This window comes from Acinetobacter sp. WCHA55 (assembly GCF_002165305.2).
Taxonomy (GTDB): Bacteria; Pseudomonadota; Gammaproteobacteria; order Pseudomonadales; family Moraxellaceae; genus Acinetobacter.
The window spans coordinates 366,594-392,113 of sequence record NZ_CP032286.1; the positions used below are offsets into that span (position 1 = coordinate 366,594).

Here is a 25,520-nt window from a genome sequence, read left to right on the forward strand (position 1 = left end):
AAATATGCAAGATTACCGCTGTGCTTTAGAGTCCCTTCCTTGACTGATTTATATCCTGCAAATATTCCGTTGTCTTTATACATTCATATGCCGTGGTGTGTGCGTAAGTGTCCTTATTGCGACTTTAACTCGCACGCAGTCCCAGATGGCAAACTGTCTTTAGATCTAGAGCAAGAATATTTATATGCTTTGGTTGAGGACTTTAAAACTCAGCTTGAGTTTGCTCAAGGGCGTCACATTCATAGTGTGTTCATTGGCGGCGGAACACCGTCCCTCATTTCAGCGCAAGGGTATCAATGGTTATTTGCTCAGCTCAAAGCATTACTGCCGTTTGAGACGAACTGTGAAATTACCTTAGAAGCCAATCCGGGTACAGTGGAACATGACCCTTTTGCAGATTATTTGGCAGCAGGCATTAATCGGCTTTCGATTGGGGTGCAAAGTTTTAACACGGAACACTTAAAAAAATTGGGGCGTATTCATAGCAATAGTGATGCTATTTCAGCCATTGGTTTAGCGCGTGATGCTGGTTTTAAACGTATTAATGTCGACCTGATGCATGGCTTACCTGAGCAGACTTTAGAGCAAGCTCTACTTGATTTGAAGCTTGCCGTGGACAATGGTGCAACCCATATTTCGTGGTATCAACTCACAATTGAGCCGAATACGGTGTTTTTTAGAACCCAACCGATTTTACCAGCGGATGACGTGCTTGAAGAGATTCAGACCCAGGGTGAAACTTATTTAAAAGCGCAGGGATTTATCAACTATGAAGTTTCGGCATGGCGTAAGGAATTACCTTCTGCACATAACCTGAATTACTGGCAGTTTGGCGACTATTTGGCGATTGGTGCAGGTGCACATGCTAAAGTGACCCGGCCAGATGGGGTCTATCGTTTCCAAAAAACTCGTTTGCCTAAAGATTATTTGGCTAAAGTCCCTGCGGAGCATGTGCAGTGGAAAAGGATCGAAGCAGATGAATTACCGTTTGAATTTATGATGAATGCTTTGCGTTTAAATGATGGGGTTGCAGTTGAAAATTATGCGCAGCGGACAGGTTTGAATGTGGATAGTTTGGCTGAAACGTTAGACGCACTGCGCAGTCGAAAATTAATGGTGGATGATGTGACGCGTTTAGCGTGCACCGAGCAGGGGCATGTATTTTTAAACTCAATATTGGAAGAATTTATCTAAGCCTTATACATGCCAAAAACTCAAATCTACGATGATAGGAGTTTTAAAGTAGTCTACTTTTTAATGAGGCATATTTATTCATCCATATATGGAGGGAATACATATGCCGTTTTTCATTTAATCAAAAGTTTAATACGAACTTTTAACAGAAGAAAATGGCAAAGACTACGTTTAGAAAAATCATAAAATCTTGGATGAAAAACTTTTCATTTAGATTTAAAACCATTCGTTTGGATAGTGAAGCAGAAAAAAAAAGTGATAAGCTGACTATAAAATTTATAAAACAAAGGTGATAACATGAAAAAAACAGCACTTCTTTCCCTTATGATGCTTGGAGCGGTAAGTTCTATGTCCAATGCAGCAATTCCTGACAAATTAGCAGAAGATGCTTATTTATATGGTTACTCAATTGATGAAGCCTATAAATTTTTCTATGAAACAGCAGTTGAAACCAAAACACCATTAAACCGTTTCCAAAACATTCGCCATCTTGCCGATGATACCTATAAAGCACATCCAACCATTAATAACGACACTCTGCATTTAATGGGCTGGTTGGACGTTGGTGCAGAACCTGTCATTGTGAGTATTCCTGATTTTGATAAAGGCCGTTACTGGATTCTACATACCATGGATATGGGGCACTACACCACAGCCATGATTGGTGCACGTACACGCGGTACCAAAGGTGGTCGTTTCATGTTTGCGCTTAAAAACTGGAAAGGCACTGTACCAGACAGCGTAGATGAAGTGATTTATGTTGAATCTGATTTACAAAAAATGATGGGTCGTATTATGGCGACCAACAAAGAAGATGAGAAAAAAGCCCTTAACTACATGGATCAATGGAACATCCGTACCTTATCTGAGTATTTAGGTGTAGCTGGACCAGAGCAAAAAGTCAGAACCTATCCAGACCCTGCCAAAACTTCATGGTTAGAGCGTGTTAACTTCATGTTATGTGAAGGCACCATGGCAGAAGCCGACAAGAAATGGGTTAGCCAATACAAGGCGATGGGGATTGCGCCATGTAATTATAAGTTTACTCAAGAGCAACTGGCAGCTGCCAAAGTCGGTGAAAAGTTGGGTATGAAGCATATTGTGGATCTTGCACCGAAAATGACCAACTCAGGTAAATTACTTGGTACGCGTGCACAATTGAGTGATATGCAACGCGATCTATTTGCTGAAGGTACGTATTTAGGTCAATGGGGCTTACCACCAGATGAAACCGTTTACTTAAAAACTGAACTTGGTTCAGATGGTAAAAAAATTAATGGCTCAAATGGTAAGAAATACAAAATCCATTTCAAAGCACCAAACGTGAGCCAGTTCTGGTCATTCACTGTCTATGGCTCGGATGACCGACTCATGGCACACAATGAAATGAACCGTCATAGCCGTGGTGACCGTACCCTTAAACCAGGTGCAGATGGTATGTACACCATTGATTTAAGTTCAGATGAAAAAGCCAATGCCAATAATCCGAACTACTTACCAATTCCGAATAAAGACAGCTATATCATTTTACGTATGTACGGTCCTGATAAAGACATTAAAGATGGTAAGTACCCAATGCCAGTCATCCAAGTGGTGAAATAAGACTTTTATTTAATAATCTTTTAAAAAGCTCAGACTTTAGTTCTGGGCTTTTTTTAATCTTGTATTAATTCCAACTATTTTTAATTCATTAAATCATCATAGATCAGATCATCTTCATGGATATTGATAAAGTCAGGCTACGGATTTGTATCAAATTGAACCGCAAAAAAATACTTCTTGCCTAAAATTTTGCTTTTCCCACTCTATGCGTGCCACCCATTAATCGGCCTTGAGCACATAAAATGACGAGGTAAGCTAAATCTGCCTCTAGAAGTTACATATGCGCAATAATGTCTTGAGTGGTTGGGTGACATCTGGATACCAATAAGCTTCTTCTATCCCAGATGTTTGATAGCGGAACTTGTTTGACTTGAACGGGTTGAGCGAGTTCGATCAAGCGATTGATATCTCAAATATGAATATCGTTTTCAAATTTTTTAAAAATGATATTGCTTTCTCATCAGGTTTAAACCCAGCTAAATATTCAAATGAATTCTCTGTACACGACAAAAATAGATAACTCATTGAAATAATGTCACAATAATTGTTTTCTAACGACGAATACTATGACACATCTCAATGAGTTATATCTTATCTTAAACAAATCTCTAAAATGGAACAAGTCACATTTAAAGTGCTTTGCGCTCATCATGCTTGTGATTATTTTAAAGCAAACATGTAATCTTTCTTCTGCATCTAAAGCCTTGCCCATCAAGTGTTTACCACAATCATTTTATCGACGTATGCAGCGCTTCTTTGCAGGTCAGTATTTTGATTATCGTCAAATTTCTCAGTTGATTTTCAATATGTTTTCATTCGACCAAGTGCAACTGACTTTAGATAGAACCAATTGGAAATGGGGAAAACGAAATATTAATATCCTGATGCTCGCAATCGTTTATCGTGGAATAGCGATACCTATCCTTTGGACATTGCTTAATAAACGTGGAAATTCAGATACGAAAGAGCGTATTGCTTTGATTCAACGCTTTATAGCCATTTTTGGTAAAGACCGTATTGTGAATGTGTTCGCAGACAGAGAGTTTATCGGTGAGCAGTGGTTTACATGGTTAATTGAACAAGACATCAACTTCTGCATTCGTGTTAAAAAAACTTCATTGTCACCAATCATTTAGGAAAGAATCATAAAATTAGTGATTTATTTCGCCATCTTAAAGTTGGTCAAATTGAATGTCGTAAACGACGGATTTTGGTTGGTCGGGTGAAACTATATATAAGTGCACTACAGTTAGAAAATGGAGAGCTTTTACTCGTCGTTTCTCCTCAGTTTAATGCCAATGCTATTCAGGATTATGCATTACGCTGGGAAATTGAAACCTTATTCAGTTGTCTCAAAGGACGCGGGTTTAATCTTGAAAATACGCGCTTGACAGACCCTAGACGAGTGAAAAAATTGATTGCGGTGTTAGCTATAAGCTTCTGTTGGTGTTACTTAACGGGTGAATGGCAACATAATCAAAAAAAAGCGATAAAAATAAAGAAGCATGGACGACTCTCAATGAGTTTATTTCGCTATGGTTTAGACTATGTTCAAATGGCGATTCAGCGTTTAATTGGTTTTGGGAAAAAAGAAGAGTTTAAGGAAATTTTGGCAATTTTAAGAAAGCAGAATCCTGATAGGATAAGGGTTCTGTGAAATTTGTCGTGTACAGAGAAATGAATTAAAACATAAAGGCTAAAGAATACCTGCGTGTGGAATTAAGTAAGTTAGTAATCATCAGTTGTTAAATGGTCAACTATTTTTGATTCATTTGTATGAATTGGCTTACATCAATTCCCGCTTTTTGCGTATATACGTCTGCCTGTCAGTTTTCTAAAATACAACCATAGAGAGCAGGATGCTCCAATAGAATAACAATAAAGATCAGCTCAAGGATGAAGGTAGGACAGGAGTTATACCTCAGCACTTAATACGAAAAACCTCGACAGGATGTCGGGGTTTTTTATTGTCCGACTTTTTGTCTTGCCATAAGCACAAGTTTATATTTACATCTTAAAACAGAGCCATTTTGAAACTTTGTTATGCTGAATAAATGAGCTGTAGTACAGAACTATAGGTTTGTAAAACTGAAAATAACCAAGCAATAATAAAGGAGAATCAGCATGGCACAGACCAACCAAGACCGTAATCCAAGCCCTGATTTAGCTGAAGATAATGCGTTTTTTCCATCACCTTATTCACTTTCCCAATACACCGCCAGTAAAACGGACTTTGATGGAACCGACTATCCAACACCCTATATTGGGCATAAAAAAATTTTGATGGTCGCAAGCGATGAGCGTTATCTACTGATGAAAAATGGCAAATTCTTCTCCACAGGCAACCACCCTGTAGAGACTTTACTGCCGATGTATCATTTAGACCGTGCGGGCTTTGATATTGATATTGCCACACTCTCGGGCAATCCCGTTAAACTTGAAATGTGGGCGATGCCCCATGAAGATGCTGTCGTACCTGCAACATTCCAAAAATACTTAGCCCAATTTAAGAAACCTTTAAAACTGGTAGATGTACTGAAAAACAGTTTGGGTGATGACTCTCCCTATTTGGCTGTTCTTATTCCCGGTGGGCATGGTGCTTTAATTGGTCTACCTGACAGTGAAGACTTAAAAACCTTATTGAAGTGGGCGGTGGCAAAAGATAAATTTGTTATTTCGTTGTGTCATGGGCCAGCCGGCTTATTGGCAGCCGCGGTTAATGAAGCCCCCGAGAACTATATTTTTAAAGGGTATAAAATGTGTGTTTTCCCCGATGCACTCGATCAAGGGGCAAACCTAGACATTGGTTATATGCCGGGGGAGTTACCGTGGTTACTGGCAGATCGCTTAGAAAAGTTGGGTGTTGAAGTGGTCAATAAAGAGATGTCGGGACAGTGTATTCAAGACCGTAAGTTAATTACGGGAGATAGTCCTTTGGCCTCAAATACTTTGGGTAAAATGGCTGCTCAAGCACTTTTGGCTGAAGTTCAGTAAAATTATATGCTTCATAAAAAAGAGCGCCTAGGCGCTCTTTTTTATCGGTCTGATACTGTTAATTAGTAATCAAAGCTAAAGTGTTCAGCAGCCAATGACGTCATGGTTTTTGAAGGATTGACCATTGCTTCAGCATGTCCTTGGGTACGTGGTAATAAACGTTCGAAATAGAAGTCTGCAACTTTAATTTTTGCTTTATAGAATTCAGGTGTTTCTTGGCCTTCACCTGATGCCAATTTAGCAGAAGCTACAGCCGCTTGTTGAGCCCAGAAGTAAGCCATCATTACATAGCCCGAGAACATCAAGAAATCCACAGATGCAGATGACACAATGTCACGGTCTTTACGAGCCGCCAGCATGATGCGAACAGTTAAAGCATTCCATTGCGCGCAAAGCTTAGTTAAATCCCAAGCAAAACGACGCATGTATTTGTTGCGAGCATGTTGACCACAGAATTTCAGAATTTCAGCAGTGTAGTCGCGAATCACTTTACCTTTAGAGGTTAGCAGTACTTTACGACCAATTAAGTCCAGCGCTTGAACTCCTGTGGTGCCTTCATACAGTGTTGCAATACGTGCATCACGTGCAATTTGCTCCATGCCCCATTCTTTAATGTAGCCATGACCACCATAGACTTGCATACCGTGGTTTGCAGCTTCCAAGCCTAATTCAGTTAAGAAGCCTTTTAAAATTGGGGTATAGAAACCTAAGTGATCATCATGTGCTTCAAATGCAGCAGTATCGCCACGCTCAAGCGCATCCGCCATTTTGTCGGCAATTTGTGCTGCATAATAAATCATTGAACGACCGCCTTCAGCAATCGCTTTTTGTGTGAGCAACATACGGCGAACGTCAGCATGGTGAATGATGGCATCAGCGACTTTTTCAGGGTCTTTCTTGCCAGAAAGTGCACGCATTGACATACGTTCTTTGGCATATGGCAGTGCACCTTGGAAAGAAAGCTCAGCATGCGCAATGCCTTGAATTGCTGTACCAATACGTGCGGTGTTCATGAAGGTGAACATGGCATGTAAGCCTTTGTTTGGCTCACCAATCAAGTAACCGACAGCATTATCAAAGTTCAATACTGCGGTTGCAGAAGCACGAATCCCCATTTTATGTTCAATTGAACCACAGGTCACAGGGTTACGTTCACCGAGGCTGCTGTCTGCATTGACTAAGAATTTAGGCACAATGAACAGTGAAATTCCTTTGGTGCCTGCAGGTGCATCTGGAAGACGCGCAAGTACGATGTGAATGATGTTTTCAGTTAAATCTTGCTCACCCGCAGAGATGAAGATTTTAGTGCCTGAGATGTTATAAGTGCCATCAGCATTTGGTTCTGCTTTGGTCTTCACTTGCCCTAAGTCTGTACCACACTGTGGCTCAGTTAAACACATGGTGCCTGACCATGTACCTGCTACCAAGTTCGGCATATACAGATTTTTCTGTTCGTCTGTACCAAACTGTAAAATGGTGTTCATACAGCCGATGCTTAAACCTGGATACATTTGGAAAGACCAGTTTGCTGTGCCCATCATTTCCGATTTAATCAGGTTTAATGATTGCGGTAGGTTCTGACCGCCAAATTCTTCAGGGAAAGACAAACCTTGCCAGCCACCTTGGACAAACTGGTCATAAGCGTCTTTGAAGCCTTTTGGTGTTTTTACTTCACCATTGTCGAAGGTACAACCTTCTTCATCACCTGATTGGTTTAAAGGAGATAAAATATTTTCACAAAAATCTGCTGCGCCTTCTAAGATCATATCTACCGTATCAGCGTCGGCAGCCTCACCATTCGATAGGGTTTGATAATGTGCAGGATAGTCCAGCACTTCATTCATTAAGAAGCGAATATCATGTAAGGGAGCTTTATATGCAGGCATGTGTGTAATCCTAATTTAGAAATAGTATTGGATTATTTAAATCGATCATTTCATTATTCATACATCGTATCAAAATACATTGATAGATCCGACTTGAGAAAATGTCAGAAAAGCGAATTGGTAGATAAAATCATCAATCTAAAAAGACAGTTCTGTTACACTGACTCGATGGTCTTTTGATCATGTACTTTTTTAATAAACTATAATTAACTCAGGTTTTCAGCAAGTATTATGCGCTTAAAATATATAACACTTTGTTTATTGGGTTTGAGTATCAGTGGGTGTACTCAGCATGTCATTAAATCCAATGCCTCTTCAGATCAGCAGTTGGGGCAACAAGCTACGCATGGCCTTAATGCCATGTTTGAAAATGCTAGCTATGATTTTAAAGGTCAGTTTTCTATTCAATCTGACTTTAATTTTAATGAACCCAAGACAAATTCTAAGTCGAATACTCAGTCAAATGGGGCTAATTTAGACCCAGAGTTGAAAAAGCAGTTAGATCAATTATTAAAAAATCAAAAGATTTCGTTTACAGCCAAAGAAAAACAAGCTTTGTATGATGCTCTTGCGCGTGAACAAAATCCGTATGCATCGCTGTATGGCAGTGGTGAATCACGTTCAGCTCGCACGCAAATTGCAGAATCATTGGTGAATTTACTCAATGATTTACAGTTTAGTTATCAAGGCTCTGTGCATTTCCGTCAAAAATTGGCGGCATTAACTTTACAGTTAAGTTATCAAAAACCAACCCTACAAGTGCAAGCACAGTTGCCGATGGTGGTTGATTTTAATGATTATAAGTTTTACACCAACTACTTTGCTTTTATGCCGTTCATGGTGAACCGTGAAAGTCAGGATCGTTTTGCCTACATTGACTTTTCTAAGCATAAAGATGCATTTGGCCATATTGATTTTAAGAAATTTGCAGAATATTTAAAGCAAATGAATGCCTTACCTTATGCATTGGCAGAGCCAAATCAGGTGCATAGTGTGGATTTAAGCAAGTCAGAAAAAGAAGCGGGGCTAAGCAAAAAAATTCGCTATATGGGTGACTTAGAAACAGCACAAGTACAATTGGGCTTATTTGAATACGTCAATAAACTGCACTATACCCAACAGATACAAGCTTTTGATGCTGAGAGTCTGATCGAAGACGCTGCTAAAACGCCAAGCGCAGCGGATGTGGCAGCAGAAGCGGCTGATGCAGCCGAGATGGCTGCAAGTAGTGCAAGTGAAGACCCAGCCTATGATTCACTCGAACGTGTTAGTCATTTGGTAAACCAAAAAATGCAGAAACTGAGTGGTTATGGGCATAGTGATGAACAAGAAATTGTTGTAGGTGTCACCGCCGATGCTACGGTTGATGCAGCAGCAGATGTGGCTTATGCGCAAGCCACGACAGAAGATGCTGATGATACAGCAACTGAAGTGTCTACTTCTGCAGCACCCAATACACTGTCTGAAGAAGCTTGCGATGCTCTCATCAACAGCAAGAACATTCCTATTGGTAAAGTGACCGCATGCCGTGATTATCAAGATATTGATGTACTTGCACCTAAAGTAACCAATGAATCTGTAGATGAAGAGAGCTTTGGACAAGCGGCGACCAATGTTTTGGAAGCGTTGAAGCCACTCTTTACTGCGTATCAAACAGAACAACTGGTAGATGCACAAAGCTTTAGACAGCTTTGGCAAAAACATCAGGCTGAAATTACACCGATAATGGCACAACTGGGTAGCGAGCGTTCACCGTTTGTGATGGATGTTGGACTCGATCAAAAAGGTCGTGCACAGAACATGGATTACAACATTGTGATTAGCGATGAGCAAATTGGTAAGCTACAAATTAAGAGCACCAATCAGGTGTTTAATTATGGCAGTGCGACAACGATTGACCGTCAAGCATTAAGAAATGCGAAATCGATTGAGGAAGTGTCTAAAGGTTCACTGCTGGAAAATGTAGTGAAAGGCATGCTGGGTCCGTTAGGGGCAGATTCATCAAGTACAGAGAGCGCATCATCAAGCATAACAGAATTACCTAAGTCTATTTCAGATTATTATCAGCAGGCAGCACAGCAAAGCTATGCACGTCAGCATTCTGAAGTCAAAGCGTACCAAGCGGTATTTGCTTTGATGTTTGCTGCACAGCGTCCAGAATATATTCGTTACTATAGCTCAGCGACCATCAATGAAATTTCAGAAGTGTATGCCTACGAGTTCATGGATATTGCAGAGCTGAAGGGTGCAGCACTTAAACGTCTGAATCAGTTACGTCAAAAACATGCTTTACAATATGAACAAGACTTTGACGAGTTGGGCGAACGTGTCGCGAATATTGTTGAAGATGCCCTAGACGAAGCACAAGAAAGTCAGCAATGGAAAGACTTGGTTAAAAAATACAAGACCAAGCAGGCACTCTTCGCACATGTTTATCAAGACAAATTTACCGATACTTATGAAATTGACCAAGAGCAGAGCGCATATTTGACTCAGACTGCACAAGTCCTTGCTAAAGCATTTGCAGATGATTTAAAAGGTCAATTGACAGAAAAATCGTTGCAAGGTTTGAAGCTTGAACATGATGACTTCTTTAGCGACTCGATTTATTACGAGACCTATAAGGCTGTACAGAAACACATGAACTAATCTGAAAAAAAGAACCTCTACGGAGGTTCTTTTTTATTTGCGTTTATAAAAAATCTTTAAGATTAGGTTTGACGCCATTCCAAATCGAAAAAGATTCAATCGCCTGACCAACGAGCATGCCATAGCCTTCAGAAGTGGGTACACCGCGAGCTTTGGCTTGATCTAAAAAGGTCGAAGGTTTGCCATAGGCCATTTCATAAGCATGTTGAAATTGCAAAGCTTCAGGCAGAACTAAGACATCGCCACTTAGGCTGGCTGAGGTTGCATTAATCACCAAATCAAACAGACCTTCGAGTGCATCTAAGCCGATGGCTTGGAGTTCAGCTTGTGGGACAGTCGACGCTAAGTCACTCACCAGTTGTTCTGCACGGGCAAGGGTACGATTGGCAATCACAATTTTTTTCACCCCTGCTTGCACCAGTGGATAAATAACACCGCGAGTTGCACCACCTGCACCGATGATCAATACATCAGTTTGCTCTAAGTTCCAGTCTAAAGCATGAATGGCATCGACTAAGCCCTGTCCATCGGTGTTGTCTCCATGCAGTTGACCATCGACCATCCATAAAGTATTCACAGCTTTTGCAATTTTAGCGCGTTCAGTGAGGACTGCGCAGGCGGCAAAGGCTTGTTCTTTAAATGGCACAGTGACATTAAGACCAATGCCATCCTGCGAGAAGAATTCTTGGATGTTGGCAAGGAAGCCATCCAGTGGTGCAAGACGTTTACTGTAGTTGAGGTCGAGCCCCATTTTTTGTGCAAAGGCATGGTGAAGTTCAGGTGAGCGAGACTGCTCAATTGGGTTGCCAATGACAGCGAATTGTTTGCTCATCGCACCAAATCCATGTGAGAAATGCTGTTCAATATACGGCAAATTACATGCAGGCTAAAGCAATCAGTGGTTTTTTTATCAACAGAGAAAAGAAAAGCGGCTTACGGATTACAGATGCTGTGAATCGTATCAAACAATAATTTTGCTGCGGTCAGGGTTAAGCCGATACCTGCAAGGACGGTGATGCTGATGGATGCATTGTCATTAAACGCACTTTCCGAAAAAATCGTGGTACTGATCGAGCTTAGCAACACAATAGCAAAGCAGAAAAGAACCATGGTGGTCGAGCTAACTCTTTTTGCGAACATGTTTGGGGCCTCATAGAACACAAAGGAGGATATTAAATATTGATGTCATTAAAATGAATGTATTGCAAATGACTTAATTTAGCTTACGGTTTTCGTGAATTCAAAAGAACCCAATAGCTGTGTTAAACCTGTGACAATGCTTTAATAAATGCAAAGAAATGACGCTTTGTGTAGTCGTTATTCTACGGGGAATTGATCAGGAAATATATAAAATTTAATGGATAAGCTGCCCTAATCTGGTGAAAAGGGCATGCGTGGGGGATTTAGAATTGTAAGTCTGTGTGTCTATTTGAGCAGCTTGAGCCAATCTTGAGGTTTGAGGTAAAAGTCAGTCAGTTTTTTCTCAGCAGAATCAAGCTCCCATTCAGGTCGATATGACCAACCCGCCAAATTTGGCAAGCTCACTAAAATTGATTCAATTCGACCACCCGTTTGTAAACCAAAAAGTGTACCGCGGTCATAAACCAAATTATATTCGACATAACGACCGCGACGATAGATTTGAAAGTCGCGCTGTGCTTCGCTATAGGGCTTGTCTTGGTTACGTTGGAAGATCGGAAGAATAGCTTCTAGGTAGCCATTGCCCACGGCTTGAATATATTGGAAACAGGTTTCAAAGTCCCATTGATTGAGATCGTCAAAGAACAATCCACCGACACCACGCTGTTCATCACGATGTTTTAGGTAAAAATAGTCATCGCACCATTGTTTATGTTCGGCATAGACTTCAGCGCCAAAGGGCGCACATAAGTCATGCGCCGTCTGATGCCATGACAGTACATCTTCATCGTTGGGATAAAATGGGGTAAGATCGAAGCCTCCCCCAAACCACCAAATCGGATCTTGCCCTTCTTTTTCAGCCACGAATAAGCGCACATTGGCATGTGAAGTCGGGACATTCGGATTTTTCGGATGGATCACCAAGGACACACCCATGGCTTGTGCTTTAGCACCTGCAATTTGCGGATGGCGTTCAGTCGCTGAAGCGGGGAGTTTAGAAATGTTGATGTGTGAGAACATCACTCCGCCTTTTTCAATCACTGTGCCATTTTGTAAAACACGTGAACGACCGCCACCGCCTTCAGGACGTTCCCAGTCATCTATTTCAAATTGCGCTGTTCCACCGCCAGTATGTTCTTGCAGCTCAAGTGCAGAGCAAATACGAGCCTGTAAGTCGAGGAGAAATTCGCGAACACATTGGATATCCGCAGACGTTGGGTGCTGCATGAAAAGCCTCAAGGGAAGAGATGAAAACTGCCTACATCAAAACATAAAATAGCAAAAAGATTAAGAATATTTTCCGAAGAGTCCTACCGCAGTATTCGATGTCGTGAAGCATTTTAAAATGAAATGTTGCTATGTGAAAAATAACCTGACTAATTCGCTAGGTTGAATTCTGATTCTAAGCTCAGCAGAATAACCCAAGTACAGACCCGAGTTTGGCGATGCAGAATGGGCTGCATCTTCTGAATGCGGAAAAGCTGATGGTAAATATGCGCGATTCATTGATTCAAAAATACAATGTTCCTGGTCCACGTTATACCAGTTATCCAACGGTGCCGTATTGGGAAGAGGCGCAGTTTTCCTTAGAGCAATGGAAACAGACGCTGAAAACATCGTTTGTTGAATCGAATTCGACTGAAGGCATCAGTCTGTATATTCATCTGCCTTTTTGCGAAAGTCTCTGTACTTTTTGTGGCTGCCATAAACGTGTGACTAAAAAGCATGAGATGGAGCAGCCTTATATTCAGGCGGTTTTAAAGGAATGGTCGCTGTATTGTGACTTGCTTGAAGACAAACCGCGCATTAAAGAAATTCATTTGGGTGGAGGGACGCCCACTTTCTTTTCTCCAGCGCATTTAACTCAATTGATTGAAGGTATTCTTGCGCAAGCAGAGATTGCTGAACAATATGAGTTTAGCTTTGAAGGGCATCCCAACAATACCACACGGGCGCATTTGCAAGCCTTGTATGACCTAGGCTTTCGCCGTGTCAGTTATGGGGTGCAGGATTATAATGAAACGGTTCAAAAAGCCATTCATCGGATACAGCCTTTTGAACATGTCGAGCAAGTGACGCAGTGGGCACGTGAAATAGGCTATAGCTCAATTTCACATGATTTGGTCTTTGGTTTACCTTTTCAAAACTTAGATGATGTCCTCAACACCATTGATCAAACCAATCGTTTACGTCCAGACCGTTTGGCCTTTTATAGTTATGCGCATGTGCCTTGGATTAAGGGCAATGGACAGCGTGGTTTTAAAGACCATGATGTGCCGAAAGACGAAATAAAACGCCAGTGCTATGAAGAAGGAAAGAATAAATTACTGGCACAGGGATATCATGAAATTGGCATGGATCACTTTGCTTTAGAAAGTGATGCGATGTACCAATCATTTCAGGCAGGCACTTTGCATCGCAATTTTATGGGCTACACCGCTTCGAAAACCCAAGTGATGATTGGTTTAGGGCTTTCCTCAATCAGCGACAGTTGGTATAGCTTTGCGCAAAATGAAAAAAAACTCGAAGATTATTATGCGAGACTCGAAAACAATGAAATTCCTGTCTATCGTGGGCATATTTTAAGTGCCGAAGATCTGATGATTCGTCGTCATATTTTAAATTTGATGTGTGGCTTTCAAACGTCGTGGGCAGAACCAGAGATGCAATTTCCAGAATTGGTTGAGGTCTTGGGACAACTGGAAGAAATGCAGGACGATGGTTTATTAGAGATTAAGCCACAAAGTATACGGGTGACTGAGCAAGGCAAAGCCTTTGTACGCAATATTTGTATGGCGTTTGATTTGCATTTAAAACGCCGCCGACCCGAGAGTCGTATTTTCTCCATGACCATCTAATATGATTGGAGTGCTCTAAGTCGCCCTTTAAAAAAGCAGGCTTAGAGCATGTTTTCAACGTTTAAAAATCATCTTTCTTGTACAAGTGCGCCATGCGCTCATGTTTGGTCTTTAAATATTCTTCATTGAAGGGATTTAAACCAACCGTCAATGGTACACGATCCACCACATTGATCCCTTGTTCTTGCAGTGCTGCAATCTTCAGTGGATTATTGGTAATCAAGCGCACCTGTTGAATCTTCAGATGATTCAGCATAATGCTGACCATGTCATAACGACGCGCATCGGCAGGTAAGTTGAGCATGAGATTGGCATCAACAGTGTCATGCCCTTGGTCTTGTAGCGCATAAGCACGAATTTTATTGGTGAGACCAATGCCACGACCTTCTTGACGCAAATACAGAATCACCCCTTGTCCAGCTTCATTAATCAGTTTTTGAGTGGCCTGCAATTGTGGGCCACAGTCACACTTTAAGGACGCAAAGGCATCGCCTGTGAGACATTCTGAATGAACACGGACTAAAACGGGTTCTGTGATCGGCTGATCGAGACCTTTTGAGAGTGCAACATGTTCTTCACCGGTCTTAGGATCTTGAAATACGGTGATGTTAAACTCACCAAAAGCAGTCGGTAAACGGGATGTAGCAACAAATTCAATCGGCACAGCTAAACCTGTAAATAGTTCAGAAATTGGCTAAAGTATAGCGTAATGCATCGACATTGGTAGAATTGCATCCATGAATTTATGCAGAAGATTTTCTTTTTTGTATAAAGCGAACGATAATAGTTGATAAATAGTAAGATTATTCAGGATAATCACCTGCACTAAACGAACACCCAGTGAGAGCACTGCTCAAAACTGCATCGCTAGAAATATGGCTGATTGAAGGTGATAGCATTCGACGATATGATCGAATTACCCATTTGACCTAGCTAGATTTGCCAGGCTTTAGAAGGCTTTGCCATATTATGTTGTATACAGAAATACCAGCTCATCGCCCTGTAACACCGTTGTTGGATACGATTGATCATCCTCAACAACTTCGCTTGCTTGAGCAAAGTCAATTAGCACAAGTGGCAGACGAGCTACGTCAATTTATTCTGTATGCCGCAGGACAAAGTGGGGGACACTTTGGTGCAAACCTTGGTGTGGTCGAGCTCACCGTGGCATTGCATTATTGTTTTAACACACCAAATGACCGCTTAATTTGGGATGTCGGTCATCAAGCCTATCCGCATAAAGCTTTGACTGGGCGTCGTGAACAGCTGACGACGATTCGTGCCAAAGATGGTTTAGCTGCCTTTCCTGCACGTGATGAATCGGTATTTGATACTTTTGGTGTTGGACATTCTTCGACCGCGATTTCAGCAGGTTTGGGGATGGCACTGGCACGTCGTTATCAAAATGATCCATGTGAAGTGGTCGCAATCATTGGCGATGGGGCGATGACTGCAGGTATGGCTTTTGAAGCCATGAACGATGCAGTCGCACATGATGCCGACGTGATGGTGGTGCTGAATGACAACGATATGTCGATTTCGTGCAGCACTGGTGGTTTTGCAAAACATCTGGCTTCGATTTGGGAAAGTGGACAGTCCATTAATATCTCAGATGATGGCGAAGCTTATGTGCAGCCACATCCTGAATGGACTTATAACTCGCGTCTGCATAGTGCAGCCACAGATGCGGCCGACAACGTTTTTAAAGCGATTGGTTTTGATTACTTTGGGCCTTTCGATGGGCACGATGTCGAGCAGTTGACACAAGTCTTTACCGCATTAAAAAAACGTAAAGGGCCACGTTTAATTCATGTCTATACCAAAAAAGGCAAAGGCTTTGCCCCAGCTGAAGCTGACCAAATTAAATATCATGCAATTACAAAAATAAATGCTACAGCATCTAGCAATACTGCACCGAAGTATTCAGATGTCTTTGGTCAGTGGTTATGTGATGAAGCCGCACAAGATGAGCGTTTGTTAGCGATTACCCCTGCCATGTGCGAAGGCTCAGGTATGGTAGGTTTTGCGAAACAGTATCCAGAGCGCTTTTTTGATGTCGCGATTGCAGAACAGCATGCTGTAACTTTGGCAGCGGGCATGGCGTGTGAAGGCCTAAAACCTGTGGTTGCAATCTACTCGACTTTCTTGCAACGTGGCTATGATCAATTGATTCATGATGTGGCCCTACAAAACCTAGATGTCACTTTTGGTATCGACCGTGCAGGCTTAGTGGGTGAAGATGGGCCGACTCATGCTGGGGCCTATGACTATGCCTTCATGCGCACCGTACCGAATTTGGTGCTTATGGCACCTAAAGACGAAAATGAATGTCGTCAAATGTTGCATACTGCTTATTTATACAATGGTCCTGCCGCAGTGCGTTACCCACGTGGTAATGGTCTCGGAGTGGAGATTCAACAACAGATGACCCCAATGGAAATTGGTCAGGCTGAAATTGTCGCGAGTTTTAATGATGCCCAAGATGACGTTATTAGCATTCTTGCCTTTGGTAGTCGTGTTCAGGCCGCAGTAGAGGCAGCACAGAAATTGGCTGAACAAGATTTAGCGGTTCGTGTGGTGAATATGCGCTTTGTGAAACCGCTTGATGAAAAGATGATAGCGACTTTAGCACCATCAACAGCTTTATTTGTCACAGTTGAAGAACATGCGGTGATGGCGGGTGCGGGCAGTGCAGTCAATGAATATTTGGCACAGGCTCAAATCGTGAAACCAATGTTAAATCTCGGTTTAGAGGATACCTTCATGCATCAAGCCACGCATGCGCAAATGTTGCATCAGGCGGGACTAGATGCGGAAGGCATTGAAAGCTCGGTGCGCCAAGCTTGGTCGAAACTTGTACATGTGGTTTAAGCGCCGTTTTTAAATTTTAGAAACATTTTTTACCTAAAAGCCCCGATCTTTGGTAAGATACGCGGGCTTTTATGCATTATTCTTTATCAATATCTTCAAATTGTAGTGGGTGTTCAATGGAACCTATGGTGGTGATGGCTGCGCGTGCGGCTCAATTAGTCGGTCAAGAGCTTTTAAAAGCGCATCAAAATCGTCATAAGCTCGATCTACAAGTCGAAGAAAAAGGAATTGATGGTCCTGTAACGCGTGTAGACCGTTATTTGGAACAATTGGCTATCGATACCCTACGTAAAAGCTATAAAAATCACAGCTTCCTTGGTGAAGAGTTTGGTTTCCAAGAAGGTAAAGGTCACGACGCAGATTGGTGTTGGATTATTGACCCACTTGATGGCACTTTAAACTTCATTAACGGTGTTCCTCACTTCTGTATCTCTATTGCAGTTCAACATAAAGGCATTACTCAACACGGTGTAATTTATGACCCTGTGAAAGATGAGTTGTTCTCTGCGAGTCGTGGTCGTGGTGCCATGATGAACCAACGCCGTATTCGTGTAAATGTGAAAGACAGCCTTGAAAATACATTCATGTCTGTGGGGCATGCTTATCGTGCAAAACGTAATGGTGAAGTGATTTCTTATGCAAAAAATCATTTTGAATCATTGTTAAATGTGACTGAAGCTGGTGCGCAATACCGTCGTACAGGTTCAGCGGCATTAGATTTGGCATATGTGGCAGCGGGTCGTTTCGATGCATATTTCGAACTTGGCTTAAAGCCTTGGGATATCGCAGCTGGTGAGTTGATCGTGAAAGAAGCGGGCGGTACCGTGGTTGATGCACGTGGTGGTAGCGAATCTATGGAAAATGGCCAAGTATTGGCATGTTCTATGAAGCTGTTGAAGCCTCTAATGAAAGCAGTTGTACCTGCTTGGGGTGAGGCTGCTAAGTAATAGCATGCAGATCGTGTTTTAAGACATGAAAAAGCCCTCATAAGAGGGCTTTTTCTTTGATAAGGATGAAAAAAATAAAGGCCTTTGTAGTGATTTACTTTATGGCTTTAACCGCTGTTAGATGATAAATCATGGGCAGTACCAAATTCTGATCTGCGCTTAATCGAGATCACGCTATAAATAAAGTAGCTTAGAATCAGCCAAAGGCACCTATTAAGTTTGCTCTTTAAGGCAGTATTACTGACCTGTGTTACCTTGCCACATCGTGATAGTACTAGAATAAGTGTTCGTAAAATGAATTGCAGCTCATGCTAGTCAAGTTGAGGAAATAGCAAAGAATACTATTCAATATTTTTCTAGATGGTCAAAAAAATTGAAGTGAAAACCTGTATTTATTCAATGTTTGATAAAAATATTGTATCAATTTTAAGAAAAGAGGTGACTTTTGAAAATATCCTGCTATAATCCGCCCACGCACTAAATTTCGTTCATTACCTGAACATTCTCTTCTATCATTGTGTATGCGCGTCCGGTCCAAAGAGAGGACATTATTTCGCGCCCCACCCAATCGCTTAAGCGATTCCTTCAGGTTGCGGCTGTAATCAAATGTGCGTTATACGCATCGTCGTTCTCGGATCGCCGCTGATTCTATATTTTCAGCGATTATTGCTGTGCCGCTTTTTGCCGATGTCCATCTGATTTTATTTTTAATGGAGCACCCATTTTTCGGGTGAAATACTCTATGAGCAAGACTTTTGCTGAATTTCCTTTACACGAATCGTTACAACAAGCTCTACAAAGCCTAGGATTTACGTCCCCTACGCCAGTTCAGGAACAATCTATTCCTGCAGCTTTAGACGGTAAAGACCTTTTAGTATCGAGCCAAACTGGTTCAGGTAAAACTGCAGCGTTTTTATTACCAACGTTAAATGCACTTGCAGGTCAAGAAACTTTCGTTCCGTTCAAAGAACGTATGAAAGCAATTACTCAACCGAATATTCTGGTTCTTTGCCCAACACGTGAGTTGGCACAACAGGTCAGCCAAGACGCAATTGGATTTGTTCGCCACATGAAAGGCGCACGTATTGCAGCGATCATGGGTGGTATGCCATTTGGTAAACAAATCCAACAGTTAAAGGGCGCGCAAGTTGTTGTTGCAACACCAGGTCGTTTACTTGACCTTGTGAACCGTCGTCAAATCAAACTTGATTTGGTTGATGCTTTAATTGTGGACGAAGCAGACCGTATGCTTGACCTAGGTTTCTCTGAAGACTTAGAAGCGATTAGTGACCTTGCTGCAAACCGTAAACAAACTTTAATGTTCTCTGCAACATTTGCACCACGTATCATCACACTTGCTGAACGCATGATGAATGATCCTGAACGTATTGCAATTGAAACAGGTCATTCTACAAATACAGACATCACTCAGACTTTACACTGGACTGATGGTTTCGAGCACAAGAAAAAACTTTTAACTCACTGGTTGAGCGAAGAAGATCTTGATCAAGCAGTTGTTTTCGCGTCTACACAAGAAGACACAGACATGCTTGCTGAAGAATTAGCTGAAGCAGGTCACTCAGTGGTTGCACTTCACGGTGCAATGCCACAAACCGTACGTAACCGTCGTTTACGTAGCATCCGCGAAGGTCGTGCAAAAATCTTGGTTGCAACTGATGTTGCTGCACGTGGTTTAGACGTACCAACAATTTCACACGTCATTAACTTCGGGCTTCCAATGAAGAATGAGGACTATGTACACCGTATTGGTCGTACAGGTCGTGCGGGTCGTACTGGTAAAGCAATTACTTTAGCAACTTACCGTGAACGCGGTAAAATCCGTGCTTTAGAAGACTACTTAGATGCACGTTTAGAAGTATCTGAAATTGAAGGTTTAGAGCCATCTCCACCTCCAGCACGTTCTGGTCGTGATGGTGGTCGTGGTCGCAATGGCGGTGGTCGTCGTGATGGCGGTCGTGGCGGGTTTGGTGGCGGTCGTCGTTTTGAAGGCGAAAGCAACTTTAAACGTCGTGAAGGTAGTCGTGATGGCGAACGCCGTTCATTCGGTGGTGAAGATCGTCCACGTCGCGAATTTAACAATGATCGTCCACGTCGTGAAGGTGGTTTTGAAGACCGTCCACGTCGCGAATTTAACAACGATCGTCCACGTCGTGAAGGTGGTTTTGAAGATCGTCCACGTCGCGAATTTAACAATGATCGTCCACGTCGTGAAGGTGGTTTCGAAGACCGTCCACGTCGCGAATTTAACAACGATCGCCCGCGTCGCGAAGGTGGTTTCAACGATAAGCCGCGTTTTGACTCAAATGATGACAACCGCGGTAATCGTGTAGACTACAAACCACGTCGTGAAGGTTCTTTTGGTGACCGTCCAAAACGTGATTTTGGTGATCGTCCACAACGTCGCGAAGGTGGTTTTGGCGACCGTCCAAAGCGTGATTTTGGTGATCGTCCACAACGTTCTTTCGGTGATGACCGTCCTAAGCGTACTTTTGGTGGCGAAGACCGTCCTAAGCGTGAATTTAACTCAGATCGTCCACGCACTGAAGGTGGTTTTGACCGTCCACGTCGTAAGTTTAACGACTAATTCTGAATAAATAAAAAAACCAGTGGAAACGCTGGTTTTTTTTTGTCTACAGCTGTAAAAAAATAAATTAAAATGTATACTGAGTCATATTTTAATTGTATTGATAATAGTGATGCACAATAATGAGGTTGAACCAATCGTCACACTCCCTGACGTGAAAGAGGTCAATATGGCACATTATCTCGGTTTTTTTTTATTGATTTGTAATATCCTTTTCTTTGTTTATAGTCGTTATGGATGAAGTAATTCATCTTATGTAGCTTGTTTTCGCCGTTCAAATAAATATAAATACAACCAACTGGAATCAATTCGTGCACAAAATTAGACACGGAATACGCTAACATATCGTTTTTTAATCCTTTATAGTATGCATGCTGAAAAAATGCAGGAAAACGCACAGCTATGAATAATCAAGCGCCTCTGACTGCTCAAGCCCTCATTGAGGTCAAAGACCTGAGCTTTAAACGAGGGGAACGTGTCATTTATGATCAGGTCAATTTAAAAATTCGACAGGGTCAAATTACGGGCATTATGGGACCATCGGGTACAGGTAAAACCACTTTACTGCGTTTAATTGGCGGTCAATTGACTCCCGACCAAGGTGAAGTGCTTTTTGATGGGCAAAATATTGCGAAAATGTCACGCAAAGAGTTATTCGCTGCGCGTGCGCGTATGGGTATGCTTTTTCAAAGTGGCGCATTGTTTACCGATATGTCGGTTTATGAAAATGTGGCCTTTCCAATAAGAGCACATACCAAGCTGCCTGAGCATTTACTGTCAGAAATTATATCTTTAAAGTTAGAGTCTGTCGGCTTGCGTGGCGCAGAACAGATGATGCCTTCTGAGCTCTCAGGCGGAATGAACCGTCGCGTAGCTTTGGCACGTGCAATTGCACTGGATCCTGAGCTGATCATGTACGATGAGCCATTTGCAGGACAAGATCCAATTGTGAAAGGTGTACTTACACGTTTGATTCGATCGTTGCGAGAAGCACTTGATTTAACAACAATTATTGTTTCACATGATGTGGCTGAAACTTTATCGATTGCAGACTATATCTATGTTGTTGCTGAAGGCAAGGTGCAAGGTGAAGGCACACCTGAACAACTACAAGCGAATGCCTCTCCATTTGTTAAACAGTTTTTAACAGGTGCAGTTGAAGGGCCTGTCGATTATCAATTTAGCCAAAAGGCATATCTAAGTACTGAGGTGCAAGCATGAATGCGATAGCCCTCTTAGGTCGACGCGTGATTGAACGGGTTCGCGGCATTGGTGTTGCCAGCCTGATGTTATTACAAATTTTATTTTCGATGCCCACTGCTTTAGGTGTTCGGTTATTTGTTTACCAAATGTACCGTGTTGGGGTCTTATCGCTGCTCATTATTGTGGTGTCAGGGCTATTTATTGGTGCCGTACTCGGGTTACAGATGTATAGCATCTTGGTGACCTTTGGTAGTGAGGCGATGCTGGGTACAGCGGTTGCCTTAACCTTGCTTCGTGAGTTAGCACCTGTGGTTGCGGCATTGCTGTTTGCAGGTCGTGCCGGTTCTGCATTGACGGCTGAGATTGGCTTAATGAAAGCCACTGAGCAGTTGTCCAGTATGGAAATGATCGGGGTTGATCCACTTAAACGAGTAATCTCACCGCGACTTTGGGCAGGTATTTTTAGTTTGCCGATGCTGTCTGTCATCTTTGCTGCGGTCGGGATTATGGGCGGTAAAATGGTGGGTGTGGACTTCTTGGGTGCAGATGAAGGCTCTTACTGGAGTGGCATTCAAAGTAGCGTACAGTTCTATAAAGATGTCCTGAATGGCACCATCATTAAAAGTTTTGTTTTTGCTTTAATTTGTACATGGATTGCGGTATATCAAGGCTATGCCTGTGAACCGACATCTGAAGGTATTGCGACATCAACCACACGCACTGTGGTGTATTCATCGCTTTGTGTTTTAGGTTTTGATTTTGTGTTGACTGCGGTCATGTTTGGAGGTGTTTAATGAAATCACGTGCAAGTGAGCTGGCAGTCGGCATATTTGTCATTCTATTCGGTATCGCTTTGTTTTTTATTGCGATGCGAGTGAGTGGCTTGGTGGGATCAAATCTCAGTGATCGTTATGAAATGAGTGCAACCTTTGATAATGTAAATGGTTTAAAACCACGTGCGAAAGTGACGATGAGTGGGGTGAAAATTGGTCAAGTCGATCAAATAAGCTTAGACCCTGTGACACGTTTAGCGACGGTTTCTTTTTCTTTAGATGGTAAATTAACGACCTTTAATGCAGCACAACTCAAAGAAGTTGAAAAGAATGCACTTGAAGAGCTTCGTTATAGTAGTGACTATAGCGCTGCGGATGCTGCGCAACAAAAAGAAATGGAAAAGCAACTTATTGCGAACATGAAGTCCATCACCAGCATTGATGAAGATGCTTATATTATGGTGGCAACCAATGGTCTACTCGGTGAGAAGTACTTGAAAATTGTTCCAGGGGGCGGTTTGAACTACGTTAAACGTGGTGAAAGCATTGGCAATACCCAAGGCACAATGGACCTAGAAGACTTAATTACTAAATTTATTACGGGCGGTGCAGGTAAATCGAAAGATACCTCAGCAACAACTGAGCAACCTGAAACCGCTGAAACAGCAGATGCCAACGTGTCATTTGTTGAATGATTTGAAGAGGACCAATTGTAGTGAATACTTTATTGAAACAAACACTGACAGCTAGCATTTTAACTACAATGTTTGCGGGTACTGCTTTTGCAGCACCAAGTGAAGCACCACCTGCTTTTGTTAAAAAAGTGGCAGATGGCTTGATTGCCCGTTTAAAAGCAGATCATGCCAAGCTCCAAAACAACCCAGCTGCAGTGAAAACGATTGTTCGTCAAAACTTAGACCCATATGTGGATTCACAAGCATTTTCTCGTATTGTGATGGGGACTTATGCAACCAACCAATACAGTACAGCAGCACAACGCGCGAAATTTGAAAACAATTTCCGTGAAACACTAATTGAAAACTACGGTTCTGCATTTGCGAAGTTTAGTAATCAGACATATACCATCCGTCCGTATAAAGAAACCAATAGCAAGAACCCTGTGGTGACGATCGACTTTAATAACAAAGGCGAGAAGATTCCTGTATCTTTCCAGTTGGCGGATAAAGGCAACCAATGGAAAATCCGTAATATCAATGTGTCGGGTATCGACCTTGGTTTACAGTTCCGTAATCAGTTCGCGGCAACGGTTAAACGTAATGGCGGCGACCTAGATAAAGCGATTGCAAACTTCCAACCTGATGCAGAAGCAGCGGTTGAAAAGAAAAAATAAGTAGGTGAAAGGTGATTAACTTTAGCAATCAGGAAATGCAGCTTTCAGGTCAGATTACCTATGACAATGCTGAAAGCTACTATCAACAAGGTTTGAAGGTGATGCAGTCACAGTCTTATCCTGTGGTGGTGAATTTGGCCCAGCTTGAGCATGGTAGTACATTGGCACTGGCGGTTTTAGTACGTTGGTTGCGTCAAACACCAAATGCGCACAGTTTGCATTTTAAAGCTGTGCCTGAAAAAATGATGAAAATCATTCAAGCCTGTCATTTACAGGATGATCTCAAGTTAATCCCTTAAATAAAAAAAGCACCTTAAGGTGCTTTTTTTATGACTCAAGAAATGTAGCTTGTGAAAGGATATTTGCTTTGTATATAGCTTTAGCAAAGTATTAAAACGTGTTCAAATCCATTTCTTCCAACGGAAGTAAATCAGCGGGCCAATCAAGAAAGCTACCAAAATTAAGCTGACAATCACAAAACTGGTCGTTCCTCTTGCAAAAGGCAACACATCGGTGTTCATCCCATAAATACTGGCAATCAGCATTGGTGGAGCAAGCATACTCGGTAAGATGGAGAAGCGACGGATTGTGTCATTCTGCTCGGTGTTAATGAAGCCCGAGGTGGTGTCGAGCAAGAATCGTACTTTTTGGAACAAGAAGGCATCGTGTTCAACCAGCGAGCGGACGTCTTCGCTGAGCTCTCGAATATCCGCATCATAAATATGACTGCCCAAAGCACGTGGACGTGATAAAAAGGTCAGTACACGACGTAAGTCAATCAAGCACAGCTGTGCTTTTCCAAGCATATCTTCCAAGTGTGCAAGACGGGTAATCATATCATCTAAGTCGAGAATCATCTCACGATGTCGGTTATTCAGTACTTCTGTGGAATACTTTTCCAAGTCCTTGTGGATATCTTCTAAGATATCCGCAAGCTCATCCAATTTGGCTTCAAGTAAACCAAGCAAGATCCATGTCGGGTCTTTATAGTCGATTTCGTAGTCATTGCGGCGTGCACGCGCACGAAATGCCCGAAATGCGACCAATTTTTCACCACGAAGAGTAAAGAGTCGTTCTTTATGCAAAATGAAAGCCACGGTTTGTACTGTGGCAAGCGCTCCGTTGCTTTCTTCAGTTTCGCCATCGACTTGGTAATTTTTATTTTTCGTTAAAAAATACGTACTGATATGCAAAATACCATCATCATCACGGTAGAATCGAGCTGAAGATGAAATGTCTTCGAGTGATTTTAGCGTAGGTAAATTTTGTTCATATGCATCTAAAATCCACTGTTGTTCTTCTTGTGAGGGAGCAATGAGGTCAAGCCAGACCAAATCGGGCTGAAGATCGAAATCGCCATTAATGGTGATGTCTTCTAAGCTACCGCGCTCTGTGGCGTAAAAGGCTTCAAGCATGCCGTCTTTCTCCTTTGCGCAGTAATGGTTGA

The 25,520-nt window shown here is 42.1% G+C and carries 20 protein-coding genes; 14 read left to right on the forward strand and 6 right to left on the reverse strand.

What is annotated here, in order from left to right:
• Positions 1-39 precede the first annotated feature (39 nt).
• The 4 genes from hemW (at position 40) to hchA (ending at position 5,790) form a co-directional block, all read left to right on the forward strand.
• A complete protein-coding gene (hemW, locus tag CDG62_RS04490) occupies positions 40-1,194 on the forward strand; it encodes a radical SAM family heme chaperone HemW (protein WP_087527345.1) in 1,155 nt (384 codons plus the stop codon).
• A gap of 297 nt (positions 1,195-1,491) precedes the next feature.
• Positions 1,492-2,796, forward strand: coding sequence for a DUF1254 domain-containing protein (locus CDG62_RS04495; RefSeq protein ID WP_087527346.1), 1,305 nt, complete (start codon positions 1,492-1,494; stop codon positions 2,794-2,796).
• 566 nt (positions 2,797-3,362) lie between these two features.
• Positions 3,363-4,453, forward strand: a protein-coding gene (locus tag CDG62_RS04505; protein ID WP_085940648.1) for an IS4-like element ISAba1 family transposase whose coding sequence is annotated in 2 segments (ribosomal slippage) — positions 3,363-3,903 and positions 3,903-4,453 — 1,092 coding nt in all. Because the reading frame shifts where the segments join, the coding sequence is not laid out codon by codon here.
• A gap of 467 nt (positions 4,454-4,920) precedes the next feature.
• Entirely contained in the window at positions 4,921-5,790 is an 870-nt protein-coding gene (gene hchA, locus CDG62_RS04510) for a glyoxalase III HchA (RefSeq protein WP_087527352.1), read from the forward strand.
• A 62-nt stretch (positions 5,791-5,852) separates the two neighbouring features.
• Here the strand turns inward: hchA and CDG62_RS04515 are convergent, their stop codons facing one another.
• Positions 5,853-7,676 (reverse strand): acyl-CoA dehydrogenase C-terminal domain-containing protein, encoded by a 1,824-nt coding sequence (locus CDG62_RS04515; RefSeq protein WP_087527353.1) that lies wholly within the window; start codon positions 7,674-7,676, stop codon positions 5,853-5,855.
• Positions 7,677-7,907: 231 nt separating this feature from the next.
• On the opposite strand from CDG62_RS04515, the gene CDG62_RS04520 reads away from it, so the two are divergent.
• Entirely contained in the window at positions 7,908-10,325 is a 2,418-nt protein-coding gene (locus CDG62_RS04520; protein ID WP_087527354.1) for a hypothetical protein, read from the forward strand.
• A gap of 43 nt (positions 10,326-10,368) precedes the next feature.
• Here CDG62_RS04520 and aroE read toward each other — a convergent pair whose 3' ends face one another.
• The 3 genes from aroE to hemF all read right to left on the reverse strand — a co-directional run bounded on the left by aroE (position 10,369) and on the right by hemF (position 12,692).
• Positions 10,369-11,157 carry a shikimate dehydrogenase gene (aroE, locus tag CDG62_RS04525; RefSeq protein WP_087527355.1) on the reverse strand — a complete coding sequence of 263 codons (789 nt, stop codon included), beginning with the start codon at positions 11,155-11,157 and terminating at the stop codon, positions 10,369-10,371.
• A 101-nt stretch (positions 11,158-11,258) separates the two neighbouring features.
• Positions 11,259-11,465, reverse strand: coding sequence for a hypothetical protein (locus tag CDG62_RS04530; RefSeq protein WP_087527356.1), 207 nt, complete (start codon positions 11,463-11,465; stop codon positions 11,259-11,261).
• A 285-nt stretch (positions 11,466-11,750) separates the two neighbouring features.
• Complete coding sequence (gene hemF, locus CDG62_RS04535; RefSeq protein ID WP_087527357.1) at positions 11,751-12,692, reverse strand: oxygen-dependent coproporphyrinogen oxidase; 942 nt, start codon at positions 12,690-12,692, stop codon at positions 11,751-11,753.
• A 266-nt stretch (positions 12,693-12,958) separates the two neighbouring features.
• Between hemF and hemN the strand changes: the two genes are divergently transcribed.
• Positions 12,959-14,323, forward strand: coding sequence for an oxygen-independent coproporphyrinogen III oxidase (gene hemN / locus CDG62_RS04540; RefSeq protein WP_087527421.1), 1,365 nt, complete (start codon positions 12,959-12,961; stop codon positions 14,321-14,323).
• A 61-nt stretch (positions 14,324-14,384) separates the two neighbouring features.
• On the opposite strand, the gene ribA is transcribed toward hemN, so the two are convergent.
• Positions 14,385-14,987 (reverse strand): GTP cyclohydrolase II, encoded by a 603-nt coding sequence (gene ribA, locus CDG62_RS04545; protein ID WP_086208982.1) that lies wholly within the window; start codon positions 14,985-14,987, stop codon positions 14,385-14,387.
• Between the two features lie 305 nt (positions 14,988-15,292).
• Here ribA and dxs point away from each other — a divergent pair, with 305 nt between their 5' ends.
• From dxs to CDG62_RS04585, 8 genes are all read left to right on the forward strand, one after another.
• Positions 15,293-17,194, forward strand: coding sequence for a 1-deoxy-D-xylulose-5-phosphate synthase (gene dxs, locus CDG62_RS04550; RefSeq protein ID WP_087527358.1), 1,902 nt, complete (start codon positions 15,293-15,295; stop codon positions 17,192-17,194).
• Between the two features lie 116 nt (positions 17,195-17,310).
• On the forward strand, positions 17,311-18,141 hold the full coding sequence (locus CDG62_RS04555; RefSeq protein WP_087527359.1) for an inositol monophosphatase family protein: 831 nt from the start codon (positions 17,311-17,313) through the stop codon (positions 18,139-18,141).
• Between the two features lie 742 nt (positions 18,142-18,883).
• The gene (locus CDG62_RS04560) at positions 18,884-20,746 is read left to right on the forward strand and encodes a DEAD/DEAH box helicase (RefSeq protein WP_087527360.1); all 1,863 of its coding nucleotides are present in this window, start codon (positions 18,884-18,886) and stop codon (positions 20,744-20,746) included.
• Between the two features lie 402 nt (positions 20,747-21,148).
• Positions 21,149-21,967, forward strand: coding sequence for an ABC transporter ATP-binding protein (locus tag CDG62_RS04565; RefSeq protein WP_087527361.1), 819 nt, complete (start codon positions 21,149-21,151; stop codon positions 21,965-21,967).
• A complete protein-coding gene (gene mlaE, locus CDG62_RS04570) occupies positions 21,964-22,743 on the forward strand; it encodes a lipid asymmetry maintenance ABC transporter permease subunit MlaE (protein ID WP_087527362.1) in 780 nt (259 codons plus the stop codon). The genes CDG62_RS04565 and mlaE overlap by 4 nt, the downstream gene beginning before the upstream one ends.
• Positions 22,743-23,417 carry an outer membrane lipid asymmetry maintenance protein MlaD gene (locus CDG62_RS04575; RefSeq protein ID WP_087527363.1) on the forward strand — a complete coding sequence of 225 codons (675 nt, stop codon included), beginning with the start codon at positions 22,743-22,745 and terminating at the stop codon, positions 23,415-23,417. The genes mlaE and CDG62_RS04575 overlap by 1 nt, the downstream gene beginning before the upstream one ends.
• Positions 23,418-23,437: 20 nt before the next feature.
• Positions 23,438-24,073: an MlaC/ttg2D family ABC transporter substrate-binding protein gene (locus CDG62_RS04580; protein ID WP_087527364.1), complete on the forward strand. Its 636-nt coding sequence runs from the start codon at positions 23,438-23,440 to the stop codon at positions 24,071-24,073.
• Between the two features lie 11 nt (positions 24,074-24,084).
• The gene (locus CDG62_RS04585; RefSeq protein WP_087527365.1) at positions 24,085-24,372 is read left to right on the forward strand and encodes an STAS domain-containing protein; all 288 of its coding nucleotides are present in this window, start codon (positions 24,085-24,087) and stop codon (positions 24,370-24,372) included.
• Between the two features lie 102 nt (positions 24,373-24,474).
• Here CDG62_RS04585 and CDG62_RS04590 read toward each other — a convergent pair whose 3' ends face one another.
• Entirely contained in the window at positions 24,475-25,488 is a 1,014-nt protein-coding gene (locus CDG62_RS04590; RefSeq protein ID WP_086208973.1) for a CorA family divalent cation transporter, read from the reverse strand.
• Positions 25,489-25,520: the final 32 nt, after the last annotated feature.

What these genes read in the sequence shown, in the direction of transcription:
- CDG62_RS04590 (WP_086208973.1), bottom strand. Translation starts at nt 25,488, where the DNA reads ATGCTTGAAGCCTTTTACGCCACAGAGCGCGGTAGCTTAGAAGACATC.
- dxs (WP_087527358.1), top strand. Translation starts at nt 15,293, where the DNA reads ATGTTGTATACAGAAATACCAGCTCATCGCCCTGTAACACCGTTGTTG.
- aroE (WP_087527355.1), bottom strand. Translation starts at nt 11,157, where the DNA reads ATGAGCAAACAATTCGCTGTCATTGGCAACCCAATTGAGCAGTCTCGC.
- hchA (WP_087527352.1), top strand. Translation starts at nt 4,921, where the DNA reads ATGGCACAGACCAACCAAGACCGTAATCCAAGCCCTGATTTAGCTGAA.
- mlaE (WP_087527362.1), top strand. Translation starts at nt 21,964, where the DNA reads ATGAATGCGATAGCCCTCTTAGGTCGACGCGTGATTGAACGGGTTCGC.
- hemF (WP_087527357.1), bottom strand. Translation starts at nt 12,692, where the DNA reads ATGCAGCACCCAACGTCTGCGGATATCCAATGTGTTCGCGAATTTCTC.
- CDG62_RS04575 (WP_087527363.1), top strand. Translation starts at nt 22,743, where the DNA reads ATGAAATCACGTGCAAGTGAGCTGGCAGTCGGCATATTTGTCATTCTA.
- CDG62_RS04530 (WP_087527356.1), bottom strand. Translation starts at nt 11,465, where the DNA reads ATGTTCGCAAAAAGAGTTAGCTCGACCACCATGGTTCTTTTCTGCTTT.
- CDG62_RS04560 (WP_087527360.1), top strand. Translation starts at nt 18,884, where the DNA reads ATGAGCAAGACTTTTGCTGAATTTCCTTTACACGAATCGTTACAACAA.
- CDG62_RS04565 (WP_087527361.1), top strand. Translation starts at nt 21,149, where the DNA reads ATGAATAATCAAGCGCCTCTGACTGCTCAAGCCCTCATTGAGGTCAAA.
- hemN (WP_087527421.1), top strand. Translation starts at nt 12,959, where the DNA reads ATGCGCGATTCATTGATTCAAAAATACAATGTTCCTGGTCCACGTTAT.
- CDG62_RS04520 (WP_087527354.1), top strand. Translation starts at nt 7,908, where the DNA reads ATGCGCTTAAAATATATAACACTTTGTTTATTGGGTTTGAGTATCAGT.
- CDG62_RS04495 (WP_087527346.1), top strand. Translation starts at nt 1,492, where the DNA reads ATGAAAAAAACAGCACTTCTTTCCCTTATGATGCTTGGAGCGGTAAGT.
- CDG62_RS04515 (WP_087527353.1), bottom strand. Translation starts at nt 7,676, where the DNA reads ATGCCTGCATATAAAGCTCCCTTACATGATATTCGCTTCTTAATGAAT.
- CDG62_RS04555 (WP_087527359.1), top strand. Translation starts at nt 17,311, where the DNA reads ATGGAACCTATGGTGGTGATGGCTGCGCGTGCGGCTCAATTAGTCGGT.